This window comes from Streptomyces smyrnaeus (genome assembly GCF_017676345.1).
In the GTDB taxonomy this organism is placed as follows: domain Bacteria; phylum Actinomycetota; class Actinomycetes; order Streptomycetales; family Streptomycetaceae; genus Streptomyces; species Streptomyces smyrnaeus.
The window spans coordinates 144,164-159,665 of record NZ_JAFFZM010000003.1; the positions used below are offsets into that span (position 1 = coordinate 144,164).

General features: G+C 71.4%; 12 protein-coding genes. 8 read left to right on the forward strand and 4 right to left on the reverse strand.

The genetic code is table 11. The annotated features are described in order from the left end of the window. Nucleotides 1-123: 123 nt before the first annotated feature. Entirely contained in the window at nucleotides 124-519 is a 396-nt protein-coding gene (locus JW613_RS06770; RefSeq protein ID WP_209209787.1) for a TOBE domain-containing protein, read from the reverse strand. A 208-nt stretch (nucleotides 520-727) separates the two neighbouring features. Here JW613_RS06770 and JW613_RS06775 point away from each other — a divergent pair, with 208 nt between their 5' ends. Then, nucleotides 728-1,537, forward strand: a complete 810-nt coding sequence (locus JW613_RS06775; protein WP_209209788.1) for an SAM-dependent methyltransferase — start codon at nucleotides 728-730, stop codon at nucleotides 1,535-1,537. 21 nt (nucleotides 1,538-1,558) lie between these two features. Here the strand turns inward: JW613_RS06775 and JW613_RS06780 are convergent, their stop codons facing one another. After that, entirely contained in the window at nucleotides 1,559-2,233 is a 675-nt protein-coding gene (locus tag JW613_RS06780) for a response regulator (protein WP_209209789.1), read from the reverse strand. Beyond that, complete coding sequence (locus tag JW613_RS06785; RefSeq protein ID WP_209209790.1) at nucleotides 2,203-3,378, reverse strand: sensor histidine kinase; 1,176 nt, start codon at nucleotides 3,376-3,378, stop codon at nucleotides 2,203-2,205. The genes JW613_RS06780 and JW613_RS06785 overlap by 31 nt, the downstream gene beginning before the upstream one ends. 110 nt (nucleotides 3,379-3,488) lie before the next feature. On the opposite strand from JW613_RS06785, the gene JW613_RS06790 reads away from it, so the two are divergent. The 4 genes from JW613_RS06790 to JW613_RS06805 all read left to right on the forward strand — a co-directional run bounded on the left by JW613_RS06790 (nucleotide 3,489) and on the right by JW613_RS06805 (nucleotide 9,901). Continuing rightward, nucleotides 3,489-4,373 carry an ABC transporter ATP-binding protein gene (locus tag JW613_RS06790; RefSeq protein WP_209209791.1) on the forward strand — a complete coding sequence of 295 codons (885 nt, stop codon included), beginning with the start codon at nucleotides 3,489-3,491 and terminating at the stop codon, nucleotides 4,371-4,373. Continuing rightward, nucleotides 4,370-6,787, forward strand: coding sequence for an ABC transporter permease (locus JW613_RS06795; protein WP_209209792.1), 2,418 nt, complete (start codon nucleotides 4,370-4,372; stop codon nucleotides 6,785-6,787). The genes JW613_RS06790 and JW613_RS06795 overlap by 4 nt, the downstream gene beginning before the upstream one ends. Before the next feature lie 431 nt (nucleotides 6,788-7,218). After that, the gene (locus tag JW613_RS06800; protein WP_209209994.1) at nucleotides 7,219-8,193 is read left to right on the forward strand and encodes a pentapeptide repeat-containing protein; all 975 of its coding nucleotides are present in this window, start codon (nucleotides 7,219-7,221) and stop codon (nucleotides 8,191-8,193) included. Between the two features lie 244 nt (nucleotides 8,194-8,437). Further along, nucleotides 8,438-9,901: a tetratricopeptide repeat protein gene (locus JW613_RS06805; RefSeq protein ID WP_209209793.1), complete on the forward strand. Its 1,464-nt coding sequence runs from the start codon at nucleotides 8,438-8,440 to the stop codon at nucleotides 9,899-9,901. On the opposite strand, the gene JW613_RS06810 is transcribed toward JW613_RS06805, so the two are convergent. After that, a complete protein-coding gene (locus JW613_RS06810; RefSeq protein ID WP_209209794.1) occupies nucleotides 9,874-10,677 on the reverse strand; it encodes a helix-turn-helix transcriptional regulator in 804 nt (267 codons plus the stop codon). The genes JW613_RS06805 and JW613_RS06810 overlap by 28 nt on opposite strands. Nucleotides 10,678-10,726: 49 nt before the next feature. Between JW613_RS06810 and JW613_RS06815 the strand changes: the two genes are divergently transcribed. From JW613_RS06815 to JW613_RS36540, 3 genes are all read left to right on the forward strand, one after another. Beyond that, nucleotides 10,727-11,194, forward strand: a complete 468-nt coding sequence (locus JW613_RS06815; RefSeq protein WP_245225148.1) for a DUF2000 domain-containing protein — start codon at nucleotides 10,727-10,729, stop codon at nucleotides 11,192-11,194. Nucleotides 11,195-11,579: 385 nt separating this feature from the next. Further along, a complete protein-coding gene (locus JW613_RS06820) occupies nucleotides 11,580-12,506 on the forward strand; it encodes a thiopeptide-type bacteriocin biosynthesis protein (RefSeq protein WP_209209796.1) in 927 nt (308 codons plus the stop codon). 181 nt (nucleotides 12,507-12,687) lie between these two features. Beyond that, the gene (locus JW613_RS36540) at nucleotides 12,688-15,468 is read left to right on the forward strand and encodes a lantibiotic dehydratase family protein (RefSeq protein WP_209209797.1); all 2,781 of its coding nucleotides are present in this window, start codon (nucleotides 12,688-12,690) and stop codon (nucleotides 15,466-15,468) included. The last annotated feature ends 34 nt before the right edge of the window (nucleotides 15,469-15,502 follow it).

The following is a 15,502-nucleotide window of genomic DNA, read 5'->3' on the forward strand; positions in this document are numbered from 1 at the left end:
GGCCCGACGGGCGGGGGGACGTAGGGGCGAAGGGACGGAGGGGCGGCAAAGAGGGGTGGAGGGGCAAAGAGGGATGGAGGGGCGACGGAACGCAGCTCGAACAGCGGACTCGACCCCGAGGCCTCAGGGGCAGTCGATGTGGACGTTTGTCGACTTCACCCGGGCAGTGGCCTGCATCCCGACCTCCAGCCCCAGCTCCTCGACGGCTTCCCGGGTCAACAGGGAGACCAGCCGGTGCGGACCCGCCTGGATCTCGACCTGAGCCGCCACATCGCCGAGCTTGACGGCGGTGACGATGCCGGGAAACGCGTTGCGCGCCGAGGTGTAGGGGGTCTCCTCGTCCTCGCCGGCGTGCTGCCCGAGCTGGACGGAGAAGGCGGCCAGATCGCGTCCCTCGATCAGCCGTCGCCCGCTCTCGTCACGGTGGGTGGCGACTCGGCCGGCGTCAGCCCACCGCCGAGCCGTGTCCGGGCTGACGCCGAGCAGTCGTGCGGCCTGCCCGATGGTGTATGACTGCATGTGCGTCAACGTATGGGGTCTGAGCTCGCATCTGCAATCTTTGTCTCTCCTTTCTATAGCATCTGCCAGGTTCACCTGGAGGAAGCACCAATCCCTCTTCTGCGCCGAGCGGGGCGCGACGCGGCGCTGCACTATTGGAGCGCCGAGGGCCCGGCCTAGACTCGGCCCACAGCTCCTGGGCGCAGCGTCGAGTGGAGAGGGCACCAACGTGAGCGAGCGCAGCGACCCTCCAGGGGAGACGCCCCCGGTCGCCCACGTCGCGCACAACGCCAGGGTGTGGAACTACTGGCTGGGCGGCAAGGACTACTACGACGTGGACCAGCAGGTCGGCGACCACATCACCAGCATGTTTCCCATCATCCGCGAGGTTGCCCGCGCGGACCGCACCTTCCTCGGCCACTCCGTACGGTTTCTGGCGGGCGAGGCGGGCATCCGGCAGTACCTCGACATCGGCACCGGGCTGCCGACCGTCGAGAACACCCACCAGGTGGCCCAGGCCGTGGCCCCCACCTCACGGATCGTCTACGTCGACAACGATCCCACCGTGCTCGCCCATGCCCGTGCCCTGCTCGCAGGCACCCCGGAGGGGGAAACGGACTACATCGACGCCGACGCCCACCAGCCGCAAGCCATCCTCGACGCCGCCACGGACACCCTCGACCTCGCCGAACCGGTCGCCGTCATACTGCTGGGCATTCTCAACTTCATCGACAACACGGACGAGGCTGAAGGCATCGTGAAGACCCTGATGGCGGCCATGTCTTCCGGCAGCTATCTGGTGCTGACGCATCCCACTCTGGAGTTGGGCGGTGCCGGCAACGTCGAAGCGATGCGCTTTTGGAACGAGAACGCCACACCCCCCATCACCGCCCGCACCGGTGCCGAGATCGCCCGGTTCTTCCAGGGGCTGGAGGTGCTGGAGCCCGGCATCGTCTCGTGCGCGCAGTGGCGGCCCGGATATGTGGCAGCCGACGAGAAAGCCGTCGCCCAGTTCGGCGCCGTGGCCCGCAAGCCCTGATCCCTTTGCTCTCTCATATGCTCATGCGTCCTCCCCTCGCAGGTACGTCAGTACGGCGACTACACGGCGGTTGACCTCCGGATTGTCGGCCGGCAGGTCGAGCTTGAGCAGAATCCCCGCGATGTGTTTGGCGACGGCCGCTTCCGTCACCACCAGACGCCGAGCGATAGCCGTGTTGGAGTGCCCCTCCGCCATCAGCGCCAGCACCTCGCGCTCCCGTGGAGTGAGCCGTTCCAAAGGACCACGACGGCGGGCGAGGAGCTGACTCACCACATCCGGGTCGACAACCGTGATGCCCCGGGCGACACGGGCCACCGCGTCCATGAACTCGCCGACATCGCCCACCCGTTCCTTGAGCAGATATCCCATACCCGCCCGCTGACCACCCTGATCCATCAGCTCCTCGGCGAAGGTCTGCTCGACGTATTGGCTCAGCACCAGCACGGCGAGCCCCGGCTGCTCCATCTGCAGAGTGCGCACCGCACGCAAGCCCTCGTCGGTGAAGTTGGGCGGCATCCGCACATCCGCCACCACCAGCTCCGGCCGATGCTCCCGTACCGCCGCGAGCAGAGCGTCGCCGTCGCCCACCGCCGCCAACACCTCATGGCCGAAGCGCTGGAGCAACTGGACCATCCCCTCGCGCAGCAACACCGCATCCTCAGCTATTACGAGGCGGAGAGGACGCTCGGTCTGCATGGGATCTCCGCTCTCACACGGGTGGGCCCACCCATCGGACTGGACAGGAACATTCTGCCGTCGGCTGCCGCGACCCGGTCGGCCAAGCCTGTAAGGCCCGAGCCCGCCTCCGTATCCGCACCGCCCACTCCGTCATCCATCACCTCCACATCCAGCACCCCCTTCTTGACCCGCACTCTCACCCGGCAGTGCGCCGCCCCACTGTGCTTCGCCACGTTGGCCAAAGCCTCGGATGTCACGAAGAACGCGGTGGTCTCCGCAGCTGCCGGCAGACGGCCCGGCAATTCGATGTCCACATCGACAGGTATGGGCGAGCGACCCGCTATGTCCCGCACCGCCGCGTGCAGTCCCCGCTCGCTCAGTACCTGCGGATGCACATTGCGGATCAGCTCCCGCAACTCGGCCAGAGCCTCCTTGGCCAGCGCATGCGCTTCACTGATCTCTTTGGCCGCGACACTCCCCGCGGGCACGTCCAACGCGGCCAGCCCCAACCGAACGTTGAGCGCCACCAGCCGCTGCTGGGCCCCGTCGTGCAGATCGCGCTCGATGCGGCGCCGCTCGGTCTCGAAGGCGTCCACCAGCCGGGCCCGGGAGCGGACGACTTCCCGCAGTTCGCTCTCCTCGGGAGCCAGCACCGAACGCGTGACCGCCCCACGGACTCCCGCCCATGCACCTATCGGGTAGGTCGCGACGATCAACAGCATCGCACCGGCTATCGGACCTGCGACCTTCTCCCAACTCGTCGCGGTCGGCTGGAGCGGAGAGAGCAGCAGCACGCCGGGTATGCCGACCGAAACCAGCGCTACCGCCAGGTCGGCCCACGCCACGGCCAACACGGAGACGGCACCGTACCCATAGGTTCTCCGGTCCCTGGGCGGGAGCGGGGCCTCGGGCTCCACCAAGCCGAGCCGCCACCGTTCCAGCGGTCCGGCAAGCGCGGCACCGAACGCTATGGCCAGCACTGAGCACAGTACTCCCGCCGTTCTTCCGAACGGCGCGGCCAGGACGGCCGCGACGGTCAGATACACCGCGGCCGCCAGCCCGCCGCCGGACAGCAGATAGGCCAGCGAGCGCCATGGCCAGGCGGTGAGTGGAAACCGTAGCGGCGCACGGCCGAGAGCTTCCAGGACGGTTCGTGAGATCACCAAACGACCGTAGCCGGGCGGCGCGGGCCAGGGCAGTAGTGCCAGGTGTAGTCCTGATACTCGCCCAGGCACTGCTGTGTTCGGGGCATCCCGCGGCGTTCCCTTGAGCCATGACCACGGAACAGACCACGCCGCAGGCCAACGAGCCGGCGGCCGAGCATCTTGCCGAACGCCCCGGCCCGCCGACACCCGCAGAGCCGACACCCGTGGAACTGCGCGGGGTGGAGAAGCGGTACGGAGAAGGGGAACGAGCCGTCACCGCGCTGCGCGGCGTCTCCCTCCGATTCGTGCGCGGCACGATGACCGCCGTCATGGGCCCGTCCGGCTCCGGCAAGTCCACGTTGCTGCACTGCGCGGCAGGTATGGAGCGGCCGACCAGGGGAAGCGTGCTGGTCGACGGCGTGGCGCTGGGTGACTTGAGCGAGGACGCTTTGACGGTGCTGCGCCGCGAGCGCATCGGTTTCGTCTTCCAGTCCTTCAATCTCGTCTCGGCGCTGACGGCCGCCCAGAACGTCGAGTTGCCGCTGCGGCTCGCCGGGCGGCGCGCCCGGCCGGGAGAAGTGGTGGCGGCTCTGGAGCGGTTCGGGCTCGGCGGGCGCGCCGGGCACCGGCCCAGCGAGCTGTCCGGAGGCCAACAGCAGCGGGTGGCTCTGGCCCGCGCCGTGATCACCCGCCCAGCGGTGCTTTTCGCCGACGAACCGACGGGCGCGCTCGACACCCATACCTCACGCGGGGTTCTTCGGCTGCTACGCGAGCTGGTGGACGTTCACGAGCAGACGATCGTCATGGTCACCCACGATCCCGCAGCCGCCGCCTATGCGGACCGGGTAGTGCTTCTCGCCGACGGCCTGCCCGTCAGCGAACTGCCCGGCAGTGACGGGGCGGAGGCGATCGCGGCCCGGATGGCCGGGCTGGAGGAGTCGACGGCCGGGACCGCTGGGCCGTATCCGGCTTCCGGCTCCGCCGTCGAAGGGCGAGGGGCGGTGCGGCCGTGATCAGCTTGGCGACCGTACGGGAGCGCTGGTCGGCGTTCCTGGGATCGTTCGTTGCCGTGGCGCTCGGCGTCACGGTCGTGACGATGAGCGCCTTGATGTTGCTGTCCGGCGGCACCGGGGTGCCCGAGCGGCTGGCCGGTGCCCCCGTGTTGGTGCGGGCGCCGACGGGTGAGCAGACGGGCGGCCAGTTCGCTGAGCCGCGTCCCTGGGAGCCGGGCCACGCCGAGCAACTGCGAAGGCAGTTGGCCGACCTCCCCGGGGTGCGGGCTGCCGTCGCCGACCGTTCCTTCTACGCGCAACTGCCGGGTATCGAGCAGAAGAAGGGGGAGCGGCAGGGCCACGGCTGGTCCTCGGCCGCCCTGGCCTCCTACGGCCTCCACGACGGGCGACCTCCCACACGACGCGACGACATCGCTCTCGCCCGGTCCTACGGACACCAGCCCGGGGAACGGGTGACGGTCCTCACTGCTGACGGCCCTCACCGCTTCACCGTGTCCGGCACGCTGGACGGGCCCGGCTACTTCGTCACCGACGCGCGTGCGGAGGCCCTCGCCGGAGGGGTCCGCGTCATCGGGCTCGCCCTGGAGAGCGGTACGCCGGTCGCGCAGATCGCAGCTGCCGCCGAGCGAGTGGTGATCCGAGCGGACGGCGGAGGCGAAGTCCTCACCGGAGAGAGCCGCGACGCCCTGGCGCCCCAACAGGACGAGATGACCCGGTGGATCGGTGGACAGGTGCTCACCGCCATGGCTGCACTCTCGGCCTTCGTGACCGTCTTCATCGTCTCCTCGACGTTCGCGTTCACCGTGGCGCAGCGACGCCGTGAGTTCGGGTTGTTGCGCACCATCGGAGCCACGCCGAAGCAGGTGCGCCGCACGGTTTGTGCCGAGGCGATGACCGTAGGAGTGCTCGGAGCCGCCCTGGGGGCGATCGCGGGGTCGGCTCTCGCCCCCTCGGTGGCCGGGGTCCTGGTGGACGCCGGATTGCAACCGGAGGGCTTCGCGGTGCGGTCCCGCTGGTGGGTGCCGTGCGCAGCGTTGGTGCTGGGGGTCGCTGTCGCGCTGGCGGGAGCATGGTCGGCCTCCCGGCGCGCTGCGAAAGTGGCGCCGATGGAGTCGATGCGGGAGGCGGCTGTCGACGAACAACCCATGACCCGCAGGCGTTGGGTGGCTGGGCTGGTGGTGACCGCCCTCGGACTGGCCTGCGCGGTGGGAACGGCATTGGCCGACAGCGACACCATGGTGCTGCTCGGTTTGGGCACGGCAACAGGTCTGACCGCGGGGCTCACCCTGCTCATACCGGCGCTGGTGCGACCCGTTGTCGGAGCGCTCACCCGCCCGCTGGCCCGTCGGCCGGGAGCGACAGCTCTGCTTGTGCGGGAGAACATGCGGACAGCGGTGCGTCGCACCTCGGCGACTGTCGCTCCGGTGTTGGCCACCGTGACGTTCGCTGTGCTCATCACCAGCACGGTGCAGACGACGGAGACCGCGGACACCGACCGGCAGGCTGCTGCCGTGCAGGCGCGCACCGCACTGGCGCCCACCGGTACCCCCGGCCTCAGCGATGCCGCGACGGAGGAAGCCGGCCTGACGCGGAACGCGATGCTGTCCACCACTGTGTATGGCGGACGCGGGCAGTCTGCGCTGACGGCGGTGGGGGTCGGTGAGGGCTTCCCCCAGCTCTACGGTCACCCCGCGCCAAGGGCCGGAAGCGTCTTGATGGCCGAGTCCGTCGCGGCCGCACATGGATGGCGGTCGGGGCGCAGCGCGGTGGTCACCTTCGAGGACGGTCGTAAGGAGCGGCTACGGGTGGCGGCGGTGCTGGGCGACGAGGAAGTGCCGTATCAGCTGGTACTCCCACGTGCGGTGGTGCGCGAGCACGACCCGTCGGCTCTCGCGGATGTCGCCTACCGCACTGGTGAGGACGCGTTGCCGCAGCTCGGCAGTGTGCTGAGGGCGCACGAGGTCTCGGTGGGGAGCTACGCCTCTTCGGCCGAGGCCGAAGAGGACCGCCTGGTGTGGATCTTCACCCTGATGCTGGTGGCCATGACGGCGGGATACACCGCCATAGCCGTCGCCTCCACTTTGCTGACGGCCACCGCTGACCGAGCCGGAGACCTGCGGATCCTACGGCTCTCGGGGGCCACCTGCGGACAGGCGCTACGGGCGGTCGCGGGGGAAACCGTCTGTGCTGTCGCGCTGGGGGCCGTGCTGGGGATGGCTGTGGTCATACCCGCGCTGACGGGAATGGTCCATGGGCTACGCGAGAGCCTGGGCGTTCCGGTGGAGGCGGTGATCGCCTGGCCCTGGGTGATAGGTGCTGTGGGCGGCTGCCTGGTACTGGGCCTGGTGGCGAGCGTCGTCCCCGCGTACCGGCTGTTGAGAGGGCCGGCCGGAAGACCGGACGCGCGCGCCTGACAGCTCTTGGAGCCGCCGCCCGTTCCGCCAGCTCTCCCAGCGGGGGCGCGCCCCTGAAGCCTTCCCTCTCGGAGGGCTCCGGGGCCTCACCGGGAGGGGGCTCCGATGGCGGGGTATTGCGGGTGACCGGCGCCCTCTGCCCGCTGGCTGCCCGTCCGCCGCCCGCCACCCGGCGCTTGCCTGCCGCCTGGGGCCGCCGCCCGGCGCCTGCCCGCCACCCGGTGCTCGCCCGGCGCCTGCCCGTCACCCGGTGCTCGCCCGGCGCCTGCCCGTCACCCGGTGCTCGTCCGGCCCTGCCCGCCACTCGGTGCTCGCCCGGCGCCCGGGCCGGCGCGTGGGGCACGGCGGGTGGCGGCGGTACAGGTACAGGTCCGGCATCGTCGCAGGACAGTGGGTGGTTCTGGGCAGGTTAGGTTGGATGGGTGAGTGAGATGACAGGGCGGGGGAGTGCGGAACGGTTGCGGGCCGACTGCGCGAACTGCGCGGGGCTGTGCTGTGTGGCGCTGCCGTTCACGGCGTCGGCCGACTTCGCCGTCGACAAGCCGGGCGGGAAGCGATGCGGAAACCTGACCACCGACAACCGGTGCTCGATCCATGCGCGGTTGCGGGAGAGCGGCTTCACCGGCTGCGCGGTCTTCGACTGCTTCGGCGCCGGACAGCGGGTGACCGGCCGGGACGGGCTGACGCCGGGACCGGAGATGTTCGCCGTCTTCCGGGTGACGCGGCAGCTGCACGAGTTGCTGTGGCTGCTGACGGAGGCCGAAGCCATCGGGCACGGCGAGGAGGCCCCCTCGCTGATCGCGGAGATCGACGCGCTCGTCGAAGGGGACGCGGAGGTGCTGCGCAATGTGGATGTGGACGCGTGGCGGGCGCGGGTGGGGGTGGTGTTGGAGCAGGTCAGTCACCAGGTGCGGGACGGTCTGGGTGGACGGGATCTGCGGCGGGCCGACCTGATGGGAGCTCGGCTGCGGGGCGAGCGGCTGCGCGGGGCCAGCCTGCGGGGGGCGCTACTGATCGCTGCGGACCTGCGCGGGGCCGATCTGCGCCGGGCCGATCTCCTCGGCGCCGACCTGCGTGACGCGGATCTGCGGGGCGCCGATCTGTCGGACTCGCTCTTTGTGACCCAGGCGCAAGTGAATGCCGCGCGCGGTGACGCCGCCACCGCTGTCCCCGACACGCTGACCCGCCCCGCTCACTGGCTGCCTAGCCCTCCACCCGGGCAGCATGAGGCCTCGCAGCAGGCGCGGGGTATGCCGCGTGGGAAGGCCACCCCGGTCGGCGGTGGCACTGGCGTCGGCGGGAGGAGCGGCAATGGGCAGCGCACCGGGCGTGGAGGACGCGGCAAACGGAACGGAGGGACGGGTCCCCGTAACGGCACCGGTCGGCCCGGTCGCCGCACCGAGTGATACCGCGTCGTCGGGGGGTGAGAGCGCACCGGGCGGGGCGGTTGCGAGAGAGCACGAGCACGCAAAGGAGGAGCGCGACGGTGGCACGGTAGATGTTCCAGGGGAGAGCACCGGGAGTGGGCGCGCTGTGGGCGTCGGCGGTGCTCCACGGAGGGGCGGCGCCGCTTTCGGCGAAAGTGCTGCGGGTGAGACGGGCGGGGGAAGGCCGGGTGGCCGTCGGCGGAGGGATCGGCACGGGCTGGAGATGAGTGGGCTCGGCGGTGGAGACGGGGGTGAGGAGGCTGCGGCGTGGTACGAGAGCGCGGTCGATTCGCTGCTCTTCTTCCGGGGTGATGTCGCCGAATCGGTGGGGGCGATGCGCAGGGTGGCGCCGGGGGCGCCGTTGGGGCAGGCGTTCGCCGCGTATCTGGGGCTGCTGGGTACGGAGCGGACACAGGCGGTCGCGGCGGGCGAGGAGTTCGCACGCTTCCGTGCCGAGGCGGATCACACTGCCTTCACCGAGCGCGAGCGCGCGCATCTGCGTGCGGCGTCCGTCTGGCTCGGCGGGGACATCGAGCGGGCCGGTGCGATGCTGCGCGAGATCAATGTCGGCTGGCCGCGAGACACCTTGGCGCTGGCGGTGGGGCACCAGATCGATTTCTTCACGGGGAACGCCGACTCGCTGCGCGATCGGATCGCCGGGGCGTTGACGGCCTGGGACGAGGAGGATCCGCACTACGGGCCGCTGCTGGGCATGTTCGGTTTCGGCCTGGAGGAGTCGGGCGATTACGCCCGGGCCGAGCAGGTGGCGATGTCCGCCGTGGAGCGGCAGCCCCGCGACGTGTGGGGCATCCACGCCGTTGTGCACGCCTTCGAGATGCAGGGCCGCTTCGCGGACGGTATCCGCTACCTCGACGCACGGCGGAGGGACTGGGGCGCCAACAACATGATGGCGGTGCACAACTGGTGGCACTACGCCCTCTATGCGTTGGAGGCGGGCGATACGGACCGGGTGCTGGAGATCTACGACGCCACGCTCGACCCCGCGTCGTCCTCGGGGCTGGCGCTCGAACTGCTGGACGCGGCAGCGCTGCTGTGGCGGTTCTATGTGGACGCCGAAACGGCCGAGGACGCCCAGCAGTTGGTCGGTGAGCGCTGGGGCGCGCTCGCCGATGCCTGGGCGGCACGTGACAACGGTCCGCACTACGCCTTCAACGACACCCACGCCGTCATGGCCTACCTCGGTGCCGGGCGGATGCGGGAGGCGGAGGAGCTGGTGGCCGACCGTACGGAGTGGGCGGCGCGTCCACATCCCGGCGTCAGCAATCACACGATGACGGCCGAGGTCGGGCTGCCGGTGTGCCGGGCACTGATCGCCTTCGCCCGGGGACGCTACCCGGAGACCGTCGAGCTGCTGCTGCCGCTGCGCGGGCGGTTGCAGACGTTCGGTGGCAGCCATGCGCAGCGGGACGCGGTGCAGCGCACACTGGTCGAGGCGGCGCTGCGCGGACAACGGTGGGAGCTGGCCCGCACCCTGCTGAGTGAGCGTCTCAACCTGCGCCCCACCAGCCCCTACAACTGGCTCGGTCAGGCCCGTCTCGCCGACCAGCTGGGGCAGGCGGCCCTCGCCGCCACCGCCCGTGAGAGGGCAGCCGCCCTGGCGGCTCCCGGCAAGAGCGCGCTCGCCGGTGCCGGCGTCGCTCAGCCCAGGGGGCCGGTACGGGCGTAGCGGCCCGGAGCGATGCCCAGTACTCGCTTGAAGTGCCGGGTGAGGTGTGACTGGTCGTAGAAGCCGGCCGCGGTTGCCACCTCGCCCGGTGGCTGCCCGTCGAGCAGCAGCCGGCGGGCCAGGTCGACGCGGCGGGACGTCACATACTGGTGGGGCGGGATGCCGAACGCGGCGCTGAAGGCACGGACGAGGTGCGCGGGGTGGGCGTGGAGCAGACGCGCGGCCTCTTCCAGGGTGGTGCCTTCGCGGAAGCGCTCGTCGAGGAGGTCGCGCAGGTCGTGGGCGACACCGCGGTCCGGCACGGCGCTGTCGATGATCGCTCGGGGGCGCAAGTGCTCGCGCAGGCGCTGGCTGATGAGGGCAAGACGACTCTCGGCCTCCAGTTCGTCTCCCCGGTAGGCAAGGGAGGTGTGCAGCTGCCCGACGCGTCGGCGCAGCAGGGGATCCGTGAGGTCCGGACCGTCGACCGCCGGCCCGATGAGGCCGGCGTCCAGCTGCGTCATGTCGAGGTAGAGCACACGCTTGCGAAAGCCGCGAGCGGTGACCGGAGAGCCGTTGTGCGGGATCTGCGGCGGCAGCAGGCTGACGGTGTCGTTCGGGGTGCCGCGCTCATGGCGGTCCAGGTCGTAGCGGACCGCTCCGTCGTCGACGATCAGCAGGGTCCAGGCGTCGTGGACGTGCATGGGGTACGTGTGCTCGGTGTAGTGGGCATGGAAGACCTCCCTGACGCCCGGGACCGACGGGCGCCAGGCAGAGATCTCCTGCTGGTACGCCATGCAAAGAACGTACAAGACGGCGCAGGCTCGCAGCCTGCAGTCTCAGAGCATGAGAAAGATGGATGAAGCCGGGGTCGCGGCCGGTGCGGCGGTGCAGAATTTTCCCGTTCGTTTCGACACGAAGATCGCCGTACTGCTGCGCGACGACCTGGAGCCCTGGCAACGGCTGAATGTGACCGCCTTCCTCGTCAGCGGGCTCGGTACGATGTCGCCCGAGGTGATCGGCGAGCCGTACGAGGATGCCGACGGCACCGCGTATCTGCCGATGTTCCGCCAGCCGGTGCTGGTTTTCCAGGGGACGAAGGAGACGCTGACCACGGCGCACCGTCGTGCGCTGTCCCGCTCGCTGCCGAGGGCCGTGTTCACCTCGGACCTGTTCAGGACGGGCAACGACCGGGACAACCGGGCGGCCGTACGGGCGGTGGGCACCGACCAGCTCGACCTGGTGGGGATCGCCGTCCACGGGCCGCGCAACGCGGTGGACAAGGTTCTCAAAGGCGCGCGGATGCACCCCTGAGCTGCCGGTGCACAGCAGCTTGCCCGTGCCCCTTCGCCCGTGCCCTTCGCCCGTGCCCTTCGCCCATGCCCACCTCCGCCCGTGCTCCCCTTCGCCCGTGGGGCTTCCCCGTGCGCCCTTTCCCCGTGCACCCTCCGGGCGAGGCGCGGCGTCGGTGCCGGGTACGCGAGGTTCGCCGGGCAGGCCCGAGTGCACCGGCGCACAACTGCCGGTCATATGAAGAATGCGGCTCGGTTGTTGGTTGATCGGGAGGGCGGGCAAGTCCCCTTCATGACGTGATTGCGGGCAGCGTAATCACCGGCGAAGGGGGCGAGAATTGCCCGATGCTTGGTATTTGCTGCGTCCGCCGTATGCCTGGTCCGCCGTAGCGGAACGGCTCCGTGAAATGCGGTTGCGTGGCCGGGCGGCGCTGTCGGTGGGTTTTGCCGCCGGGCTGGCCGCCGCCCGGGACGCGGGCGCCGAGGCGCCATGGGCGCAGGTCAATCTGGCTGTGGAATCGGAAGAGCGGGCGCGTACGGAATTCTGCGCGGAACTGGGTGTCGTCGCACGGGAATTCCTCGGCGCCGAACGGGCGCGCAATTTCTTCTTCATGCACAAGGACCCGGGAATCCGGGTGCGCTTTCAGGCCCCCGAGCCGGACGGCGACGGCGCCACGCAGTTGCGCGCCTCGCTGCTGCGCCGGTTCGCCCGGTGCGAGGGGGCGCGGACGCGGCCGGTGTGCGTGGTCTACGAGCCCGAGCACTATCTCTTCGGCGGCCCGGCGTCGATGGCGTACGTGCACGACCTCTTCACCCTCGATTCCTTCGCCTGGCTGGACCACCATGTCCGGCATCCCGGCCGTGCGGGCCAGTTGGCGGCCTGGCGGCACTCGCTCCTGCTGCTGCGGGAACTCTTCACCGGGCTGGGCATCGTCGGCTGGGAGCACCGCGGGGTGTGGCACACCTTGAGCCGGGAGGCGGGACGCGGACTGGGGGCTGCGGGGGGTACCGATCGTGCGGCTCGGGAGCAGGCCGCCGCCGGCATCGCCGCGTTCTGGCGGGCACCACGCGAGGAGGCGCTGCTCGCCTTCCCCGAGGAGCGCCGCCCGGCGCTGGTGCGGCACGCCCAGGCCGTTCGCCAGGCCGCCGTCCGCTGGCGGAAGGGGTACTTCGAGGGTGGTGAGGCGACGGTCGGGCCGCGCACGGCTGCGGCGTACTTCACCGTCTTCCACTGGAATCGGGGCCGACTGTCCCTGCCCCGCCAGAAGCTGCTGACCCATGCGCTGGCGACCGAGGGGGGTGTCCCGCATGAGGCCACGCCGTCCGGGCCCTGACGCCGCCACCCGGTGCGGGGGCGGCGCGCCGCCGCCCCGCGCACCGTCGGAACGTTTCGGCTCCCCCTCCCGTCCCGGCTCTCCGGACCCCTTCGGCGCGGGGATACCGCTCGGGTCGACTGCTCTGCTGCGGCTCGCAGGGATGCCGGTCGACGCCTGGTGCGGAGCGGGGAGTCCTGAAGTGTTCGCCTGGGCCGACGAACTGGCCGAGCGGCAGGCGCGGACCGTTTCGCGGGCCCGCGCGTTGAGCGTGCGACTCGGGAACGAGATCGTGCCCGACGACCGGCTGACGACCACCGGCCGACGCGCGGTGCTGGCGCTGCGTCGCCGCCTGTACGCGGGTGACCTCCCGGACGTGGCTCCCGTAACCGCCGCAACCGTTCCGGAATCCGCCGCAACCATTCCGGAAACCGCGGGAACTGCCCCGGGATCCGCGTCGGGCGCCCCGGAGGCCCCGGAGGCCCCGGACACCCGGGAAACCGCATCGGAAGCCCCGGAGGCCCCTGATGCCGCCACCGAGGCCGTCGCCGTGCTCGATCCGTACCTCGCACGGGAGCTGCGGGAGCTCGGCGACGACGCCGGGGAGCTCCGGGCCTCGTTCGGCGCGTTCGAACGCGCGGTCGCCGCCGAGCGGGAGCGGGTGAGCCTGGCGCTGCTGGAGCTGGCGCGTACCGATCCCGCGCTGCGCGGTTTCGTCGAGGACGCCGCACCGCGTGCCGTGGCGGACCTGGAGCGGCGTGCTGCGGCGGGCGTGCCCTGGCAGGACAAGCGGCAGCGCAAGGGCGTCGGCTATCTGTGGCGCGCGCTGGGGCGGGCCGCGGCGAAGACCACTCCGCGCGGCTGGGCCGGTCAACTGGCGGCTCTTCCCGTGTGCGCCGGGGCCGACGACGGGCCACTGCTGCCGCAGCCACGGCCGGTCGGGGGTGATGTCGCCGCGCGGCGGACGGAGAATGTGCATCTGTTGTGGTCCCGGCTGCGCGAGCTGGATCTGTCCGCCGTCGGCCCGCAGACGCTGCTCGCGCCCGCTCCGCTGTACCACGCCACGGGCGTACGGGCCACGGGCGTACCCGGTACGGGCGATCTGCACTTCTGCGTCGTCGATCCATGGCCGGAAGGCGGTGGGCGGCTGCGGCGCCTCACGCTGCGCCGCACTCCGGTGCTGGAAGCCGTCCTGGAACTCCTCGGTTCGACGCCCCGCACCGTGGGTGCGCTGGAGGCGGGCCTGGGGCCGCCGTCGTCCCGCCCGGTGCTGCGCGCTTTTCTCTCCCAGCTGCACTGTCTGGGGGTTCTGCAGATCTGCGCCGTGCCCGAGGTCCGCCGCCTCTCCTGGACGCCGCCACCGGCTACGGGGGAGCGCCTGCCACTCGGCAGCTCCGGCGCGGGCACTGGCGCATCGGCGCGTAGCGCGCGGGGCTCGTTCCTCGATTCCTACCGCATGCTCGGGCCGTCGGCGGCGCCCGGCGCCCGGGGGAAGGCGACGCGCCCGCTGGTCGGTGGGCAGGGTGTGGCCGCCGTGGCCGAGGGGCTGGCGCTGGCGCGGCGGGTCGCGGCCCTGTGTGCGGCGGACGGGGGCCAGGAGGGCAACGGGTGGAAGGAGCCGGCGGAGGCGGCCTCGCTCGGTGCCGAACCCGTCTCCGTCGTACGGCTGCTGGACGCGCACCATCACGAGTACGACCACGAGTACGACGCGGCGGCGGCGAAACCTGTGCCGCGGGCCCGCTACGAGGGGTGGCGGCCGGTGCGTACGCCCGGTTCCGGGTACGCCCGGCTGGTGGCGTACATCGGTGCGCGGCTGGACGCGGAGTGCGTCGACCTGGACGCCACGCTGCTGGACGGGCTGGGGGCGCCCCGGGTGTCGCCGCTGCTGGAGGCCTGGCCCGTCGATTGCCTGCTGCGGCCGACGGTTCCCGCTCCTGCCGGGTGCGGAGCCTTGGCGGTGCTGGAGTCCGCGTCGCCCGCCGGGGTGCTGGACGCGCGTTTCGCCGAAGCGCTGGGTGAACTGCACGAGCCGTACGGCGGATATCCGAACCCCGCCGCGCACCGGGACTTCCTCGCCGCGTTCGAACGCCGGACCGGAGTGCGGTTCGTGGAGCTTCTGGTGCCACCGCTGGCCGAGGGGGCGGCCAACGCCGTACGCCGTCCGATCACCACGAGCTGGTGCACAGGTGATCCCAACACACCGCTGTACTACGGGCGCTCGCGGGAGAGCGTTCCTGGTGACGCCGACCGGCACAGCAGGTCCACGCCGCTCCCGCCTGTCCGGCATCTGCCTCTCGACAGCGTCACCCTGCGCGTCACGGACACCGCTGAAGGCCGCGCCCTCGTCGCGGAGGCCGGCGGCGTGCGGCTTCTCCCCGTGCACCATGCCACCCGCACCCCCGCGCCGCCGTACGACAGGCTGCTGCGGTTGCTGACCGCCGCTGGACATCCGGCCACCGCGCGGATGGTGCGGCTGGACGGGCTCGCCGGGGCTTTCCCCGAAGCGGCGCGGGTGCCGCGGCTGACGGTCGGTGGACTGCTCATCGTGAGCCCCGCGCAGTGGCGGGTGCCGCGCGCGGCGCTGTGGCGGTCGACGGATCCCGAACCCGTGAAGGTGGCGGCGCTCGCCGGGCTGCGGCGGTCGACCGGGTTGCCCCGGTTCGGCTATGCCCGTACGCGTCCGGGCGCCAAGCCGCTGCCTGTGGACCTCGCCGCGCTGCCGGCGCTCCAAGCACTGGAGCGGCTGTGTCAGGCCGAGCCCGGCACGGATCTGGTGTTCGAGGAGGCGCTGCCCGCGCCGACCGCGGCTGAACGGCAGGGTGTGGCCGCCCAATTGCTGCTCCGGCTGCCGCGCGACCGTACAGCCGAAGAACTCGCCGAACGTGCGGCCGCCGCCTGGTGCGGGGCAGCGATCAGCCTCCCCGGCGTACCGCTTGCCTCCGGCGGCGGCACGGAGCCGGGGCGGACGCCGCACCCCCGATAAGAGGAAGACAAGAGAGCAAGAAAGGGAGGACGAC

Bases quoted from the DNA above. Each gene is read 5' to 3' on its own strand.
- JW613_RS06770 (WP_209209787.1), bottom strand. From the start codon at position 519: ATGCAGTCATACACCATCGGGCAGGCCGCACGACTGCTCGGCGTCAGC.
- JW613_RS06780 (WP_209209789.1), bottom strand. From the start codon at position 2,233: ATGCAGACCGAGCGTCCTCTCCGCCTCGTAATAGCTGAGGATGCGGTG.
- JW613_RS06790 (WP_209209791.1), top strand. From the start codon at position 3,489: ATGACCACGGAACAGACCACGCCGCAGGCCAACGAGCCGGCGGCCGAG.
- JW613_RS06800 (WP_209209994.1), top strand. From the start codon at position 7,219: ATGACAGGGCGGGGGAGTGCGGAACGGTTGCGGGCCGACTGCGCGAAC.
- JW613_RS06805 (WP_209209793.1), top strand. From the start codon at position 8,438: ATGAGTGGGCTCGGCGGTGGAGACGGGGGTGAGGAGGCTGCGGCGTGG.
- JW613_RS06810 (WP_209209794.1), bottom strand. From the start codon at position 10,677: ATGGCGTACCAGCAGGAGATCTCTGCCTGGCGCCCGTCGGTCCCGGGC.
- JW613_RS06815 (WP_245225148.1), top strand. From the start codon at position 10,727: ATGAGAAAGATGGATGAAGCCGGGGTCGCGGCCGGTGCGGCGGTGCAG.
- JW613_RS06820 (WP_209209796.1), top strand. From the start codon at position 11,580: ATGCGGTTGCGTGGCCGGGCGGCGCTGTCGGTGGGTTTTGCCGCCGGG.